At 68.3% G+C, this 15,829-nt stretch carries 18 protein-coding genes and 1 pseudogene; 8 read left to right on the forward strand and 11 right to left on the reverse strand.

Annotated elements, in window-relative coordinates; translation table 11 throughout:
* Positions 1-148: 148 nt before the first annotated feature.
* Entirely contained in the window at positions 149-835 is a 687-nt protein-coding gene (locus ACFU5O_RS30585) for a PepSY domain-containing protein (protein WP_384245411.1), read from the reverse strand.
* Positions 836-1,367: 532 nt separating this feature from the next.
* On the reverse strand, positions 1,368-2,222 hold the full coding sequence (locus ACFU5O_RS30590; RefSeq protein ID WP_384245412.1) for an alpha/beta fold hydrolase: 855 nt from the start codon (positions 2,220-2,222) through the stop codon (positions 1,368-1,370).
* Between the two features lie 447 nt (positions 2,223-2,669).
* On the opposite strand from ACFU5O_RS30590, the gene ACFU5O_RS30595 reads away from it, so the two are divergent.
* The 4 genes from ACFU5O_RS30595 to ACFU5O_RS30610 all read left to right on the forward strand — a co-directional run bounded on the left by ACFU5O_RS30595 (position 2,670) and on the right by ACFU5O_RS30610 (position 5,588).
* Positions 2,670-3,641 (forward strand): GlxA family transcriptional regulator, encoded by a 972-nt coding sequence (locus ACFU5O_RS30595; RefSeq protein WP_384245413.1) that lies wholly within the window; start codon positions 2,670-2,672, stop codon positions 3,639-3,641.
* A 359-nt stretch (positions 3,642-4,000) separates the two neighbouring features.
* Positions 4,001-4,405, forward strand: coding sequence for an ester cyclase (locus ACFU5O_RS30600; RefSeq protein WP_384245414.1), 405 nt, complete (start codon positions 4,001-4,003; stop codon positions 4,403-4,405).
* 2 nt (positions 4,406-4,407) lie between these two features.
* On the forward strand, positions 4,408-5,433 hold the full coding sequence (locus tag ACFU5O_RS30605; RefSeq protein ID WP_384245415.1) for an alcohol dehydrogenase: 1,026 nt from the start codon (positions 4,408-4,410) through the stop codon (positions 5,431-5,433).
* A gap of 11 nt (positions 5,434-5,444) precedes the next feature.
* Positions 5,445-5,588 carry a transposase gene (locus ACFU5O_RS30610; RefSeq protein ID WP_384245479.1) on the forward strand — a complete coding sequence of 48 codons (144 nt, stop codon included), beginning with the start codon at positions 5,445-5,447 and terminating at the stop codon, positions 5,586-5,588.
* Between the two features lie 317 nt (positions 5,589-5,905).
* Here ACFU5O_RS30610 and ACFU5O_RS30615 read toward each other — a convergent pair whose 3' ends face one another.
* Positions 5,906-6,295, reverse strand: a complete 390-nt coding sequence (locus tag ACFU5O_RS30615; protein ID WP_384245416.1) for a hypothetical protein — start codon at positions 6,293-6,295, stop codon at positions 5,906-5,908.
* A gap of 480 nt (positions 6,296-6,775) precedes the next feature.
* Between ACFU5O_RS30615 and ACFU5O_RS30620 the strand changes: the two genes are divergently transcribed.
* Positions 6,776-7,237, forward strand: coding sequence for a hypothetical protein (locus ACFU5O_RS30620; RefSeq protein ID WP_384245417.1), 462 nt, complete (start codon positions 6,776-6,778; stop codon positions 7,235-7,237).
* Positions 7,238-7,268: 31 nt separating this feature from the next.
* Here ACFU5O_RS30620 and ACFU5O_RS30625 read toward each other — a convergent pair.
* The 3 genes and pseudogenes from ACFU5O_RS30625 to ACFU5O_RS30635 all read right to left on the reverse strand — a co-directional run.
* Positions 7,269-7,662: pseudogene (locus ACFU5O_RS30625) on the reverse strand (IS630 family transposase); the annotation flags it as partial.
* 49 nt (positions 7,663-7,711) lie between these two features.
* Positions 7,712-8,329 (reverse strand): TOPRIM nucleotidyl transferase/hydrolase domain-containing protein, encoded by a 618-nt coding sequence (locus tag ACFU5O_RS30630; RefSeq protein WP_384245481.1) that lies wholly within the window; start codon positions 8,327-8,329, stop codon positions 7,712-7,714.
* A gap of 392 nt (positions 8,330-8,721) precedes the next feature.
* Positions 8,722-9,771, reverse strand: a complete 1,050-nt coding sequence (locus tag ACFU5O_RS30635; RefSeq protein ID WP_384245419.1) for a DMT family transporter — start codon at positions 9,769-9,771, stop codon at positions 8,722-8,724.
* A 227-nt stretch (positions 9,772-9,998) separates the two neighbouring features.
* On the opposite strand from ACFU5O_RS30635, the gene ACFU5O_RS30640 reads away from it, so the two are divergent.
* A complete protein-coding gene (locus ACFU5O_RS30640) occupies positions 9,999-10,964 on the forward strand; it encodes a LysR family transcriptional regulator (protein ID WP_384245420.1) in 966 nt (321 codons plus the stop codon).
* Between the two features lie 215 nt (positions 10,965-11,179).
* On the opposite strand, the gene ACFU5O_RS30645 is transcribed toward ACFU5O_RS30640, so the two are convergent.
* The 3 genes from ACFU5O_RS30645 to ACFU5O_RS30655 form a co-directional block, all read right to left on the reverse strand.
* Positions 11,180-11,440 carry a hypothetical protein gene (locus ACFU5O_RS30645; protein ID WP_384245421.1) on the reverse strand — a complete coding sequence of 87 codons (261 nt, stop codon included), beginning with the start codon at positions 11,438-11,440 and terminating at the stop codon, positions 11,180-11,182.
* Positions 11,437-12,072, reverse strand: coding sequence for an AAA family ATPase (locus tag ACFU5O_RS30650; RefSeq protein WP_384245422.1), 636 nt, complete (start codon positions 12,070-12,072; stop codon positions 11,437-11,439). The genes ACFU5O_RS30645 and ACFU5O_RS30650 overlap by 4 nt, the downstream gene beginning before the upstream one ends.
* 303 nt (positions 12,073-12,375) lie before the next feature.
* Positions 12,376-13,107, reverse strand: a complete 732-nt coding sequence (locus ACFU5O_RS30655) for a DUF2470 domain-containing protein (RefSeq protein WP_384245424.1) — start codon at positions 13,105-13,107, stop codon at positions 12,376-12,378.
* A gap of 368 nt (positions 13,108-13,475) precedes the next feature.
* Here ACFU5O_RS30655 and ACFU5O_RS30660 point away from each other — a divergent pair, with 368 nt between their 5' ends.
* Positions 13,476-13,730 (forward strand): EF-hand domain-containing protein, encoded by a 255-nt coding sequence (locus ACFU5O_RS30660; protein ID WP_384245482.1) that lies wholly within the window; start codon positions 13,476-13,478, stop codon positions 13,728-13,730.
* Between the two features lie 174 nt (positions 13,731-13,904).
* On the opposite strand, the gene ACFU5O_RS30665 is transcribed toward ACFU5O_RS30660, so the two are convergent.
* Positions 13,905-14,714, reverse strand: coding sequence for an SDR family oxidoreductase (locus ACFU5O_RS30665; RefSeq protein WP_384245425.1), 810 nt, complete (start codon positions 14,712-14,714; stop codon positions 13,905-13,907).
* Positions 14,715-15,045: 331 nt separating this feature from the next.
* Here ACFU5O_RS30665 and ACFU5O_RS30670 point away from each other — a divergent pair, with 331 nt between their 5' ends.
* Positions 15,046-15,273, forward strand: a complete 228-nt coding sequence (locus ACFU5O_RS30670) for a hypothetical protein (protein WP_384245426.1) — start codon at positions 15,046-15,048, stop codon at positions 15,271-15,273.
* A 53-nt stretch (positions 15,274-15,326) separates the two neighbouring features.
* Here ACFU5O_RS30670 and ACFU5O_RS30675 read toward each other — a convergent pair whose 3' ends face one another.
* Positions 15,327-15,476 (reverse strand): cold shock domain-containing protein, encoded by a 150-nt coding sequence (locus ACFU5O_RS30675; RefSeq protein ID WP_384245484.1) that lies wholly within the window; start codon positions 15,474-15,476, stop codon positions 15,327-15,329.
* Positions 15,477-15,829: the final 353 nt, after the last annotated feature.

Here is a 15,829-nt window from a genome sequence, read left to right on the forward strand (position 1 = left end):
CCACAAGGCGACGTCGCGTCGCCGCCCACTGCAGTCCGAGGCCGGCTCGGCGCGGCGTACGGGCGAGCGCGCCCGGCAACTGCGCGAGGAGATGCCCCTGCCCGCGGGTCATGAACTGGCGGGCAGGGGCGCATTCATGCGCGCAGACTCAGTCCTGGTCGACCTGCTCGCGCAGGATCTCGCCGTTGGCGGCGTCGATGTCGAAGTTCGTCTTGCTCCAGTCCTCCTGGCTGACGACGTCGACCGACCAGATGAGTGTGTCGTCGTCGCGTTCCAGGTGGACGTCGGTGACGGTCCCTTGCTTCTTCCCGGTCGCGGTCTTCACGGCCTGCTCCGGAGTCACCTGGGTCTTGCTCAGGAGATCGGCGATCTCACGCTTGTCGTCGGCGTCCTGGTCGTTCTCCGGCTGGGAAAGGAGCACCGTGCCGGACTCGGCGTCCACGAGGACCCTGTGGACGGTGCCGTCCTGGGTAGCGACTTCGGCGGCCCACGCGGGGCTGCCCGGGCTCGGTGCGGGACTGGCGGTGCTGCCGCTGTCGTAGCGCGTCAGGTCGATCTCGAGCAGCTTGCTCCCGGTGACCTCGCCGACCGCGGTTCCGGCTGCCTGGTCCCAGGTGACCTTGGCCGCCGGGATCAGCGCCTTGCGCTCGGCCTGGTCGTCGGTGAGACGGGTCTCGGTGCCCGTAGGGCTCGGAGAGCGTGTGGGGCTCGCGGCTGCCGCCGAGACCTCGGTCCCCTCGTCGCTGCCGCAGGAGGTGACCAACAGGGCGGAGCAGGCGAAGAGACATGCGGGCAGAGCGAGACGCAGACGCAGAGCATGAGTCGATTCGTTCATGTCGCCACGCGTAACCCCTCGTCCGGCGAGACAGACCAACCGCACTGAAGATCACCCGATCGCATCCGTCGATCCGGGCATATCTGGGCTCGACCGCAGCCCGCGCTTTCGCCGCCCTGCTGCGGGGCGGGGCCGCCGCAGCCGGCGAGAGCGAGTCGGACTGCCTGCGCGACCGGCGGGCAGAAGCAGCCGGCTTCGCCTCCCGGCCCGGCAGCACCTTCAGCGGCAACGAGGTCATCGACCGGGTGGTGGCCTCCATCATCTACAGGGCCATCTTCCTGCCCTGGACGCTACCCAAGGTGGATGCGCGCACATACGTCGATGACCTCTGCAACCGATCCCACTGATCCCCACCTCGCGGAACAGGTCTCAGCGCTCCTCGGGGAAGTCGTCGCCGTACATCGGCAGACCGCTCAGGGACTGCTCCCGGGAGGCTCCCTCCTCGATCACATCCCAGGTGCTCCGCCAGGATGCCGTCCTCGAGACGGAGGAAGTCGGCGGCGATCCACGGGACGGGCTGCCTTCCGGCTGGTTACCGCCTCGCGTTCGCATCCCGCGAGGTGGGTGATGCTGCCCGGCCGAGGTCCTGGAGGCGGGTGACGAACGCACTGATGTGAAAGGCGACCTGATCGGGGACCTCCAGTGGCGACAGGTGGCCGGTACCGCCGAGCTCGGTGAGGGTGGCAGTGGTGATCAGAGGAAGCAGGTGTTCGCGCAGGATCTGCGGCGGGTCCACCTGGTCGTCGCTGCCGGCCAGCACCAGTACGGGGACGTTGATCGCACCGACCCTGTCCGTGAAGTCCTCGACCAGCGCATGTCGTGGCCACGCCATGCGGGCCGCCTCGCCTGCCCGGGAGCTGTCCTCGTGCACCTGCCGGCGCACCTCGGCGGACAGCTCGCCATTGGTCAGTACGTGATCGATGCTGTGGTCGATGGTCTCGTCATTGTCGTAAGCGTGCGCCAGCGCCTCCTGGAACTCGTGTGTCACACCGATCGGAGCCGGCGGGGCGGGTGCAACGAGCACCACGCCCTTCAGTCCGGCAGGGCGGCGAGAGGCGAGCACCTGGGCCACCTTTCCGCCCATCGAGTGGCCCACCACGACGTATTCGCCGTAGTCGAGTGCGTCGATGACGCGCTCGGCATCGTCGGCGAGCTGCTCGATGCCGTAGGGGCCAGGAACCTGGGGGGACTCACCCCAGCCGCGGTGGTCGTACGAGACGAATGCCTGTGCGGGGCTGAGGCGTTCGATGATCGGCCGCCAAGTGCGGTGGGAACCGCCCCAGTAGTGGAGGAAGACCAGGGCCGGCCCGTCGCCCTCGCGGACGTGGCCGTAGACCCGCCCGTCCTTCACGTCGAAGTACCGGCCGATCGGGGTGTACGTGGTCACGACAGTCGGGTGTCCTTGCCTGGGCCGGTGCGGAGCCGCTCTGCCGCGGCCGGTACCGGCGTGAGCCCCGGCGGTGGGCCATGCTGCTCGTGACTCGATCGTCGTCCAGCCTTTCTCGATCAACCACAAGCTCGTATGCCACGCTTCGCAATTTTCGGGACACGTCCATGCGGACGATCACTCGCTGACCAACACCGCCGCGTCGCCGCCCCTCGGTTCACCACGGCCGATGGCTGCGATCACAATGACGGCTTCCCCGCTGTTGCCCGCTGTTGCGCCGATACGGCTGCTCGGGTGGCCGGGGCGTTGGACCGCTCATGCACACCGTCACCTTGCGTCCGGGTTCCGCACAGCCGACGTCCTCACCTGCCACGGGCCGCCAGACATCCCTGCGGTACGGTACCGGGCTCAGCCTGTCCAGATAGTTACGGTCGTAGCATTGGAGCCATGGCTCCCCATCGCGTCGCGGTCCTGGTTCTGCCTCTCGTACTTCCCATCGATCTCGGCATCCCTACGCAGATCTTCAACGCGCGGCCCAACACGCCGTACGAACTCACGGTGTGCAGCGGAGCCCGTGGCAGCGTCACGACCAGCACCGGGTTCACGGTCGGAGGCACAGCGGGGCTGCCGGCCCTGGCCCAGGCGGACACGATCATCGTGCCTGGCTACTGGGACTACCAGCGGCCACCGGCGCCCGAGGTCACGGCGGCTTTGCAACTTGCCTTCAGCCGAGGCGCCCGCATCGCCTCCATCTGCACCGGCGTCTTCGCACTCGCCGCGGCCGGGCTGCTCAACGGCCGTACGGTGACCACGCATTGGGCCAGCGCCGACGATGTCGAGAAGCTCTACCCCCAGATTCGGGTGGACCGCAGCGTCCTCTACATCGACGACGATCCCCTGCTGACCTCGGCGGGCGTGACCGCGGGCATCGACCTGTGTCTCTACATCGTCCGCAAGGACCTCGGTGCTGCCGTTGCCAACGACATCGCCCGCGAACTGGTCGCCGCACCGCACCGCGAAGGCGGTCAAGCCCAGTACATCGCCCAGTCCTTGCCCGAGCCCACCACTCGCACCCTCGCCGACACCCGCGACTGGGCCTTGAGCCACCTCGACGAAGCCCTCACGCTGGAGGTTCTTGCCCGGCACGCTCGCGTCTCCGCCCGCACCCTGGTCCGCATGTGGCGCCAGGAAACCGGTATCACCCCGCACCAGTGGCTGCTCACCGCCCGTATCAACCACGCCCGCGAACTCCTGGAAGTCACCGACCTCGGCATCGAACGGATCGCCGCCCAAAGCGGGCTCGGCACCAGCACCAACCTCCGTGCTCGATTCCGCGACGCCCTCGGCACCACGCCCTCCGCCTACCGGCGGACCTTTCAGCCGACAACCACGGCAGGGCCCCAGACCCACGGGACGTGAAAGCCAAGAACCTGGACACCGAGGTGAGCTCGCCCGATCGTGGCGGCTCAGATGTCCCGAAAATTACGAGTCATGGCACTGAACATCGTCGTTGATCGACGTTACTCCGACGAGGATCGATGGCAACGGCACCTCCTCACAGATTCGGACCGCTGCCGTGCCGATGCTCGACGTGCATGCCCCGAAAGGGACCCTCAGCGACAAGCACGCCCTGGCCAAGGAGCTCGCTGAACAATCATGAGATGGGAGAACGTGCCGGCGATTCCCATCTTCACCGATAACACCGCCGCCTTCGCCCACATGAATTCCAGGGTTCTTGCACCCATTTCTGCAAGCGACAGATGGAAGGTGACTATCCCGTGAGCACCGTCGAAGACAGGAACAAGGCCATCGTCCGTGAAGCATTCGACGCTCTGTTCAACAAGCGGGACTACGCTGCTGCCGAGCGGTTCTGGTCCCCCGGCTACATCCAGCACAGCGCCCATATCGCGCCCGGCCGGGAGGGGCTCTTCGACCTGGTCAAGAGCCTCCCGGCGGAGCTGAAGCACGAATGCGAGCTGATCATGGCGGATGGGGACATGGTCATGCTGCGTGGGCGCTTCTCGGGGCACGGGCAACCCGCCCCGTGGATCGCCGCCGACTTCCTCCGCCTCGAGGACGGCATCCTGGCGGAGCACTGGGATGTGATCGAGGAAGAAGCCTCCCGGGAGCAGTCCCTGAGCGGTCTGCCCATGTACGGCGACGACTTCCCCGAGGAGCGCTGACGATGAGTACCTATCGAGTCGCGCAGGTGAACGAACCCAACGGCACGTTCGAACTCGCCGAGCGAGAGGTGCCGCAGCCGGGTTCCGGCCAGGTCAGGATCGCCGTGGAGGCGTGCGGCGTCTGCCATTCCGACGCAGCATTCGTGAGCGCGGGACTACCAGGCGTGTCGTTCCCCGAGGTACCCGGACATGAGATCGCCGGGCACATCGAGGAACTGGGCGAAGGCGCTCAGGACCGTGGATGGCAGGTCGGCGACCGGGTCGCGGTCGGCTGGTTCGGCGGCAGCTGCGGCCGGTGCAAACCCTGCCGGGAGGGCGACTTCATCGTCTGCCGGAACCTGAAGGTCCCTGGGTGGGCGTACGACGGAGGATTCGCCGAGAAGGTGATCGCGCCCGTCGACGCGCCGGCCCGGATCCCCGACGCGATGTCGGCGAGCGACGCGGGTCCGATGGCCTGCGCGGGCGTGACCGTCTTCAACGGGCTGCGGCGCAGCTCCGCCCGGCCCGGCGATCTGATCGCGGTGCTTGGTCTCGGCGGCCTGGGGCACCTCGGAGTGCAGTACGCCGTCGCGATGGGCTTCGAGACAGTGGCTGTCGCCCGCGGAGCCGAGAAGGCCGACTTCGCCAAACAGCTGGGAGCCCATCACTACGTCGACAGCACGTCCGGCACTCCGGTCGCCGAGGCCCTGCAGTCCCTCGGCGGCGCCAAGGTCGTCCTGGCCACCGCCGGGGACTCCGAGGCCATCACGGCCGTCGTGGACGGCCTGGCCCCCCGCGGGGAGCTCGTGGTTATCGGGGTGGACACCGCGCCGCTGGGCGTCAGCCCGGCCCAGCTGCTCATGAGCGCCTACATCGTCCGGGGCCACCCGGCCGGGACCTCGCAGGACGTGGAGGACACCATGGCGTTCAGCGCCCTGCACGGCATCCGACCGATGACCGAGACCGTGCCGCTGGACCGTGTGGACGAGGCCTACCAGAAGATGCTCGCCGGCAAGGCGCGCTTCCGGATGGTGCTCACGGTCGGCTGACACCCGCACGGATCGAGCCGCTGCTGCCGGACCGGACACCTCGGCGAGGTGGGCGGTGGCGGGATCACCGACAGGTGATCGACGCGATCGCGTGGAAGTACCGGACCGATTCGCCCTGGATGGACCTGCCCGCCGAGTTCGGGTCGTGGAAATGAGTCCACAACCGGCTGCGGCATACAAGCGACGCAACAACCTTCGACTCGTCCAATCCGAATGCCATCGTCAGCGCAATGCGGACGACAGCGGCCGAGGAAAGGCAGAACCTGTGAAGACTCCGGGCTTGCTTGAGCCGTGATGCCTGGAAACAGGCACGTCCGGTTTTGAGGGGGCCGGGTCACGGCAACGTGACCCGGCTACCCGACCAGTGGCGCGGCCTGGCCACCCGCTACGACAAGACCGCCACCATCCACCTCGCCGGTCTCCACATCGCAGCCATCTTCATCTGGTCAGCGAGGTGATCCGAAAAGGCGGCCTAGAGCTTTGCGATGTCCTTGTGGATCACTTCGATCCCGCCGTCGTGGTAGGCGGCCAGGCGCACCTTGAGCTGATAGCCCTTGGGTGCCTTGATGATCCGGTTGAGCGTCTCCCCCATGCTGCCGCCGTCACACGGAGGCTCGGAGTTGAGGGCGGCCCAACCGTCCCCCACGTCCTTCGGGTCGTTCCACTCCACCCAGACGCAGTCGCGCTCGCCGGAGAAGGCCTGCAGCGAGATGATCTTGACCGAGTTCACCGCGCCGTCGACGTGCTCATAGATCACAGTCGCGGAACTGTGGTGGAGGCCGGCACCGGCATCCAGGTTGACCGTGCTGACCAAGGTGTCGGCAGCGGCCGGAGCCGCTCCCCCCGCTACCGTCGCGGCCACGACCGCGACGGTGACAGACAGGGCAGGTAAGCGCATAATTCGTCTCCACGAAGCTAGTTGAGGAAGACTCACCTTGTGAGATGAACCTCCGTGGGAAACGCGAAGCCTCCGGCTCCGCCGTCACACGACGAGAGCCTCGGAATTGTCCCGCCTCCCAGAACGCCCTCACCCTTTCGCAGAGTAACGGCCGAGCGCATCGGTGAAACCACTTAGTTCGACTACGTAAGCGCGCGTTGACCTCGGCGTTTCATGACGGTCCGTCGGGTGTTCGGCGGGCTGCTTCGGCTGTTCAGGCCGAGTGCGGGCAGGTTGGGGAGAGCCGGCTGGCACGCGGTGGGCGGCGGGTTCCACGGCTCCGCTGAGTGGTGCGGGTGGCGCGGGTCAGGCAAGATCCGGAAGAGAAGGCCTAGTACTGCGACCGGATGGGTTCGCCGGGTCGGTGGACAAGGAGCGGCCCCGGCGGGCAGGGGGAGGCGGGCGATGAGTGACAACTACCTGACGGTGATTCCGACTGATCCGTACTGGCGGCCCAGTAAGGATGCGGCGGATCGTGCTGCGGCCGTGCTGTCCGGGATGCTTCCCGACGACGACGCCCGCCATGGCCTGGAAGCCAAGTGGCACGACAGCGTCGAGGTGGTCATCTGCGGCGCCAACCTGCAAAAGATCTCCTGCCTGCGCTGTGGTGCGGAGTTCACACCCGGCTGGTGGGCGGAGGCTGTCTCGGAGCGTTACAACGAAGGCTTTTCGACACTCATGGTGACGGTTCCCTGTTGTGACGCCGAGACGTCGCTCAACGAGCTGGTGTACGACTGGCCGATGGGGTTCGCGCGGTTCAGGATCGAGGTCCTGTATCCGAACCGGGCATGGCTGACCGACGAGGAACTGGCCTCCCTCACGAACGCACTCGGACATCCCGTACGACAGATCCTCATCCACCTCTAGTGCTGTGACCGCGTAGGTTCGCCAGGTTGAGTCAGGCCGCGGCTTTGAGGGGGCGTCCGCCCCAGCGGATGCCTTTCTCGCTTCTGCTCGGGCGCGTTCCCTGCGTTCGGCGGCCAGGATGCCGCGGTGGCGGGCGTTCGCGTTCCGCCACCGGAGGCAGGCGTGCAAGGCCCGGGTCTGCACGGTGCGGTTGGGGTGGTGGGAGTTGGCGACGGTGAACTGCCGCAGTGGTCCGAAGTGGGCTTCGATCGGTTGGCCCAGGAGGCACAGGTCGGCGTGAAGCACAGTTCGACCCTGTGTGTCTTTGCCCAGTGGCGGCTGTCGGCGCCTTTGTGGGCTGACAGGAGTCGGGCGGCGCAGATCGACTTCAGTGGGCTCAGCGTGGTCCCGCCGCCCTTCCTGCAGCGGTTGACGCCCCACAGGGCGACCCGTGCTCAACCACCGTCCTCACAACAGTCGTCCTCGTCCACCAAGTCACAAGCTCGTGAGGAGGTCGTCGAGCGGGCTCGGTACCTGTTCGGGGTCGAGAGCCTCGACGAGGAGGCGGCCGTAGCGGATCTTGCGGCCTTTCTTCGTGCCGAGGAAGCGCCGCAACTGCTGCTGCCGAGGGCGACCCTGGTGTGCGGGCTGCCGCAGGAAGGTCTGCAAGGCACGGAAGTCGCCCTCGGCCCGGACGACCTCCTCGACCCCTGCCGTGCCCAGCGCGCGGATGAGCTCGTCCTCCAGGTCCGTCACGCACACGAAGATGTCCCGGTGCGGCGCCCGTGCCCGCTTCAGGCCGCGATCATAGAAGCGCTGCTCGCCCTCGTCGCACAGTCCTGCCAGGCGCAGGCCAAGGCCGGGCTGCCCGAGGAGGCCGGCGTAGCGACCAACGTTCATCGCCCCGCCCATCGGCACGACGCACACCCCCTCGGCGGCCAGGTCCCGGCCCCGCCGGGCGGCCAGTGCCTCAACGGCCGCGAGGTCACTCAGCCCTTCCAGCAGCACCGCCGTCCGCACCCCCAGTCGCAAGGCCAGATCACTCGCCGGGCCGCCGGGACCGCCGGCCGCCCAGCCACTGACCTCGTCCCGGAACGCCCGCATCTCCGCCATGGAGCGAGTCTGCACCGCCACCGACGGCAACGCACGGAAATATTCGACGGCCCCGCTCGACATGACCGGCGCCCTCATCACCTGGAACCGTCACCTTGAAAATCCGCGCACCGCCTGCGGCACCGAGCTTTGCGAACCACCGCACACGGTGCCCTGCTCGTCCAAGTCCCGCGCGGTTTCACGTCGCTGATTAGGGGGTCGCCGTCGGAGTCGTGGCCTTCGTGTCCTCGGACCGGGTCGACCCGCTGATGCTGCACTAGCCCTACTACCTGGAGTCGACGGCCCGGCGGCCGCCCGGCCTCACGCGCTGGACGAGAGAAGCCTGTTGTTCTTCGTACGCGCGACGGTGCGTACCTGCGAGTCCCTGGCCGTGCTGCGCGCCCGGGGCCGGGTCATCGTGATGCAGACCGGCTCCGGCGCCGGGCCCGTGGGTGGCGTGGTCGGCGAGGCTGGTCGAGCCCCGGTTGCCGCCGGTGGTCAAAAGCGGCTGCGGGACCGACCGGCTGGGAGAGCCGGGCGACGGGCCCCGTGGCGGGATCCACGGGGCGCTCCGCGGTAACCGGGGTTTGCCTGGTCGCGGGGAAGCGGCGGTTGATCAGCACCACGCCGCTGATGATGACGACGCCGCCCGCCACCTCAAGGAGATGGGGAACCTCGGACAACCACACGAACGAGACGATGAGCGCGACCGGCGGCACCAAGTACAAGGCGGCCGTGGAGACGGCCAGCGGCAGCCGGGCCACGGCGTAGCCCCAGATGACGAAACCCAGAGCGGAGGGCAGGAGACCGAGATATGCCACCGATAGGAGCGCCCCTGCCGGCGCGCCGGCGACGGCGCGCAATGTCGCCGGTATCAATGGCAGCGCCAGGACGGTCCCCGCCACCATCGCGTACGTTGCGACCTCCACGCCGCTGTAGCGGCGTAGGAGGGGCTTGGAGACGAAGTGGTACACGCCCTGCATGACGGCGGCAGCGAGGATCACGAGCGCACCGGCGGAGAAACCCGTGGAACCACCTCCGAGCGCGACGATCACGGAACCGCCGATGGCGACGCCGCTGCCGACGACCACATGGCGCGTCACAGGTTCGGACAGGAACGCCCTGCCCAGCAGAACGCTGAAGACAGGAGCGATGGAGATCAGCATGCTCGCGGTGCCCGCGGAGACATGGACCTCGCCCCAGTTGAGCAGTACCTGGTAGGCGGTCATGCCGGTTGCGCCGGCGAGCGCGATCAACGGCAGATCCCGGGACCGGGGGCGCCGGACGCCGAGGAACGGCGCGACCAGCGCCAAGGCGACGGCGGCGATGGCCAGCCGCAGGAAGGACAGCGCCGCCACACCCAGGCCGTCGACCCCGACGCGGATGGCCGGAAATGCCGAGGCCCAGAGCACTACGACGCCCACGAGGGCGAGGAAGCTGCGGGAGCTGATGCGTGCGTTCACATCTCTTACGATGCGTCGAATAAAGCAAAAGGTCCAGTTAGTTATTCTTGCTTGATCATAAAGAACAGCTGAACCAATTGGGGACGCGGGCCGGTGACCCCCGGAGAGATCGGCGGGCTCTGGAGGCGACGGGCGGCCGGGAGCGTCGCGAGAGCGGAGCAAGCGGACCCATTGACCGACAGAAGGCTATGCTTGATGGTTCAGGCGCGACACATAAGGAAGTCTTCATGCTTGACGTGCGACGACTCCGGATCCTGCAATACCTGGCCACCCACGGCACGGTCGCGGCCGCGGCGCAGGCGCTGCATCTGACCGCCCCCGCCATTTCCCAGCAGCTTGCCGCGCTGGAACGGGAAGTGGGGCTGCCCGTCGTGGAGAAGCAGGGGCGCACCCTGCGCCTGACCTCCGTCGGTGAGCTGCTGGTGTCCCACGCCGAGATCGTGCTGAGCAATCTGGCTGCAGCCGAGTCCGATCTGGAGGCCATCCGGGGTGGCGGTCACGGCATCGTCCGCATCGCCGCCTTCGCCTCCGCGGCCCGCACTTTGATAGCTCCGGTCTGGAAGCGCATCCTCGACGCGGGGGAAGAAGCCGACGTCTCGTTGCTGCTGGAGCTCGTTGAGCAGGAGCCCGACGCGGCCTTGAAGGCGTTGCGCCGCCGGGACGTCGATCTGGCCGTCGTCCACGGGTACACGGTTCTGCCGCGGGACTTCCCCACCGGATGCGAGCAGACCAAGCTCCTTGAGGAACCCGTGCTGCTCGCGCTCCACCCCGATCACGCCGCACGCATGGGAATCGGGCCGGGCGAGACCGTGGACCTGGCGCACCTTTCCGGCAGCTCCTGGCTCACGCCGGGCCCGGAGACGTCCTGCTACGAGATGATCCAGCGTGCCTGCGGTGCGGCCGGATTCGTTCCGGACATCCGCTCCCGCAGCAGCGACTTCTCCGTGCTGGCGGCGTTGGTTGCCGCAGGGGCGGGAGCGGCCCTCCTGCCTCGCATGGCTCTCCCGTCCGCGACGCCGGGGCCGATCAGTCTGCATCTCCTCCGCCACCCGGTGACCCGCACCGTCTACACCGTCAGCCGGAGCGGCACGTCCCGGCGCCCCGATATCCGCCACCTCGGGGAGCTCCTGCAACAGGCAGCAACCGAACTCACGGCGACCCTGCAGGACGACCACGGCAGAGGGCGCCACTGACCCCACAATTCCGGCGCTGTCCTGCGGAGCAGGTGCAGGGTGCCGGCGGCAGGTACCGATCCCGGAACGCCGACCCGCTTCACAACCGGATCGAACAGCCGAAAAACGTGGACTACTTCGGCAACGTCTTCGGCAGGTCGCAGGTCGCAGGTCGCAGGTCGCAGGTCGCCGTAGCGGTATCCGCCCAAGCAGCCTCGGGACGAAGGGTGCAGTCGTTACGAACGACGGGCACCACCGACAGGCAGGGGCACCCTGGCGGCAGTATCGGTGACAACGCGCAGGACGGTCGTGCCGGCGAGCACCAGCACGGAGAGTGGCGGACCCACCCATCGCGTCAGGCTTCTCTGCAGGTCCGGGTCCACTTCGATGGTCACGCGGACATATCTGCTGTCCAGCGTGGTGACTTTCGAGGACCGGGCAGCGCTGTCACCGACGCGCTCCAGCGCCGCGCGGTACCTGTCCTTCCGCTCCTTCATGCCTCTCCCTGACGCTTGATGAGCTCCACTGCGAGGTCCATGTACGCCGACCCCTTGGCCCGGACCGGACTTCCGAACGACTGGGCGTACAGCTCGAGCCGTGCAATCTGGGTGTCCAACACCACGAAGCCCCACTCGGTGAGCGCCTCACGAGCGTCAGCATCGGGGCCGGTGCGCGTGGCGTCGGGACGATTGGTGCGATTGAGCAGGACTGCGGCCCGGGCCGGCTCGGCACGCAGGGAGTTCACCTCGTCCATCTCGGACCGGATGGGACCCATCCGGTCCAGTTCGATGGGAGCGGGGGTCACGGGGATGATCCACTCGCTCGCGTACCTCATGATGCTGCGGGCGATGCGAGGATGGTCCTCCAGCTGCGGCGCGTCGAGCACCACGGCCTGCCTATCGCCCAGGAAGTCGTTCACACGACGGTGCACGTCTCCCACCGGCAAGGCGATGACGGGAAACGGAAAGCCTTCCGCCAGTTCGCTCCAGCGCAGCGCGGAGGAGGCCGGGTCGCCGTCGACCAGCAGCGGCGAGTAGCCCGACTCATGAAGGGCATGTGCCAGCCATACAGCACTGGTCGTCTTGCCGACTCCGGGCTTGAGGTTCACAAAGACACAGCTCAGCGGCACGGGAGTACCCTAACGTCGCTGATCTCCCGTTTGGGTTCGACGCGAGCGCAAAGCTCTGCCGTTCACTCGCAAGCAGTCAGAACCAACCTCCTCCCCTCGCCGTCACGAGGGAGCTTGTCAGCGGGGCCTGTTCTGCCCGCCGCCCCGGACCTGCCTTTTCAGCCGGGATCCTCGCGGCACCGCCATGGGAACACGGCACCGAGTAGAGGGCCGCGGCGCGGGGTGCCGCGCGAATGATGGCCGCCACCTGGTCGTACGGCACGCCGCATCCCTGAGGGAGTGGCCGCTCGTTCGATGGTCCGGTCACGAGTGCCCGGCACGGCGGCCGTGCGCGTGGTCGCGGCGAACCCGGACGAGCAGCCGCTCGAGCTGCTCGCGGATCTCGGCCGGGTCGCGCACCGGAGTGGGGAAGGAGATACGGAAGTCGTGGTGCCCGCTGGAGTACTCGCAGCGCAGGGTCAAGCCATATCGATCCAGGGCCAGCGGGCGGATCCGCAGGGCTCCTCGCAGCACCTGAAGGTCGGCGAGACGGCTGAGCTGAGTGACCACGTCGTGGTGATCGTGGTCGAGGTGGCACAGCAGTGCTGCCTCCTGTCCGGCCAACGGGTCGGCGTGCGCAAGCACCAGTTCGTCAAGGCCGACCACCTCGGCGCCGGCGTCTCGCTCGATGGTCACGCGCGCGGCGTCGAGACGGAGCATGAGCACGTCCGGCGACGCCTGGATGTCGGCCGGTGTGAGCCAGCCGGAGAGGGTGACCTTGGCCCGGACCCGGTCGCGGACCGCTGTGGGCGCGATGTCGGTGAACTGCGCGAGGCCGGCGAGCAGTCCGCGCGGCGCGAACACGGCCTCAGCTGCGAGGGGACTGTCCGCCGGGGCGTGAACCCGCAATTGTCCCTTGTCGTCGACGGTGTGCATGGCTGTCAGGTCGTAGCAGGTTCCGCCGGTTGTCAGGCTCAGGGAACCGGAAGCGAGCAGGACCGAACGAATCCGTTCCGCGGCAGTGGGTTCGTCCACGCGTACGTCTGCGAGCGCCATCAACACTCCTTAGGTTAGGCTTACCTAAGATAGCATCTCAGTGGGACCTCACAGTCCCCCCTCTCCGGCCCCGCCGTGCACTCCCCCGGGGCGAGCGCGATGGGGTTCCGGTCGTGCCGGAACTCGTCAAAGATGATCTGGTTGCGCTTCTTCGAAGTCGTCCGGCGGGTTCGGCATGCTCCACTCCTTACAGCCATGAGGCCGGGACAGACGGGCGTGAGCGCTGGGCGACGGCAAGGGCGGCCGCGGGACGGAAGACGGCGCGGCGCGTGGCACCCTGCGGGGGAACCGGGGCGGGGCCGGAGGCGTTGGAGACCGTGAGTGGGCGGGCCGGCCCGCCCATCAGCGAAAGGGACGGGGACGACGTGATCAGTGACAAGGCCCGCAGGCTGTTCGAGGCGCTCGATCTCGACCAGAACGGGACCCTGACCCGCGAGGAGGTGATCACTGCCCTGCGGACGAGAGGCCCACAGCTAGCCGCGTCGGGGGATCTGCCGTTCTGGGGCGTAGGGGACGCCGATGCCTCTTCCGCACTGTTCGACGCCGCCGACCAGAACGGGGACGCGGTACTGACCCTGGAGGAGTTCGCGGCGGTAGTGGACCGCCGTTTCGGCTGGCGGTGACACCGAACCGGACACCGCCGGGGACGCACTCAGACCAAGGCCCACAGCGGAGCGGACACGCTCACCACCGGCTCCCTTCGTTCCGGGGCAGCACAGGCCGCCTCTGGCCGCTCGCTGCTGTTCAAGATGGGTCGCCGAACGCCTGGTCTTGGGGCGCGCCCGCTCGCCGACGGCCTACCGGGCCGCTCTGCGGGCCGCGGCGGGGGGCTTCAGTTCGGGCCCGGCGGCGAGGAACTCCTCGAAGGTCCGGCCGCCGGGGAGAGGTGCCGGCGCCAGATGGAGTCCTTGGCGGTAGGCCCTCGCGACCTTCCCGGGCAGTGTGATCGGGAGGACCGGGCGCCGCCTCCCGGTGCCGCGGAGGTAGATCCGGGCCATGTCGGCCATCGCGAGTGTCTGCGGCCCGGGGAGGTCCGCCACCCGCCCCTGGGCTTCGCCGATGGCGAGCTCCGTTGTACGGCGGGCGACTTCGGCCGTGTCGATGCTCTGGAACCGGGTGTCGGCGAGCGCGGGCATCACCGGTAGCCGGGCCGCCTGGTGCAGTGCGAAGTGGACCAAGTCGTGGAACTGCGCCGCGCGCAGGACGGTCCAGGGCAGTCCGGACTCCTGGATCGCCTGCTCGCACCGGTACTTGCCCTGGTAGTACGGCAGCGGGTGGCGGTCGACGCCGATGATCGACACGTACACCACATGGGAGCTGCCGGCGCGGGCCCCGGCCTTCAGCAGGTTCTCCGTGGCCGCGACGTCGCCGTGCTGTGTGCGGCCGTCGGTGGCGCAGTGGACGACGGTGCCGACGCCTTCGAGCGCCTGGTCGAGGCCCTCGCCCGTTGCCAGGTCTCCCACGCACCACTCGACCGCCGGCGCGCCGTGGCGGCTCCGGACGCTGCGCGACAGCACTCTCACCTGCCGTCCCTGCCCGGTCAGCTGACCGATGACATGGCTTCCCAGATTTCCGCTGCCGCCCGTGACCAAGATGGTCTGGTTCATCGTGCTCGTCCTTCCCTGATGGATGCGTGGAGCCTGTGGCATCAGGTGGACGACGTGGCAGCCCGAAGTGTGACAACGGGTGCCGACGGGCCGTGTGGCCGCTGACGTGGCAGCCAACGGCCGCTGGAGCGCCGTGCCACGCCCCGGCCACGTCCACCGCGACGAGAGCCGTGATCCCCCCGATGCCCCGCGCAAACACGGGATAGGCGAGTACCGATGACTGGTGCAAGAAAGCATTCCCCGCTACCCGTGGTCGAGAAGGCGGACACCACTCCCGGAACTGTGGGCTCCACCACAGCCGATGCCGGCCTGGAACTGATGAGGTAACCGAATGCTCGGAATACTTCTCCGCGTCCTCCCGTTCTGGGTCCGCGAGCCCCTGCTCGTCGCCTTGGGCGTCCCCTTCAGCGGCTTTCTCTTCTACGCGGCTGCCCGGGACGAGAAACCGGTCATGGCCGCCATCGGCACGGCAGTCCTCGTATTCACCGCCATGCGCGTCTACACCATGGCCCGCGTGCTGCGAGCCCGCCGCCTGGTCAAGGAAGCCAACGGCGTATAGCAGCCGATCTCCCTGCCCCTGGCGATAGCGCATACGCCGGGGAGTCGACACATTCACGGTGCGGTTTGAAGCCGCCGCCCCTGGATGGCGGAGCAGTGTACGAGAACGTCCTCGGCCGCGCCGTCCCGCTGAACAAAGCCGAAGCCCTTGTCGGACTTCTGACCGCGTCGGTCTTGTCCACCATGATGCCGACCGGTGAACAGTGCCGTTCCGGCGCCCGCTTCCCGGCCGCATCCGGGATGTCAGCTGACGCCGAAAGAAGGGTGGCCGGCGACTCCGCCGTAGAGGGGGTGTGTCATCTGCTGCGGTACCGACACCGAGCGCGGCGCCGCAGCGGCCCGGCGAAGCCGGGGCTGTGCAGCGTCTCAAACCGACACGCCGCCGCCCGCCCCCGTCCGGAGCACTCGGAGCGCCCGGACGGGGGTGAGCGACGGCGGCGCTCGGCCTGCCGTACCCGGCGGCCCCATGCGCGATCCTCCCTCCGCGCAGCGTGACTGGAGGCCAGGCGGCGCCGGTTGACGCCGACCCGGGGCAGGGGACACAGACCGGCGATGTC

It is taken from the genome of Streptomyces sp. NPDC057445, from assembly GCF_042802855.1.
In the GTDB taxonomy this organism is placed as follows: Bacteria; Actinomycetota; Actinomycetes; order Streptomycetales; family Streptomycetaceae; genus Streptomyces.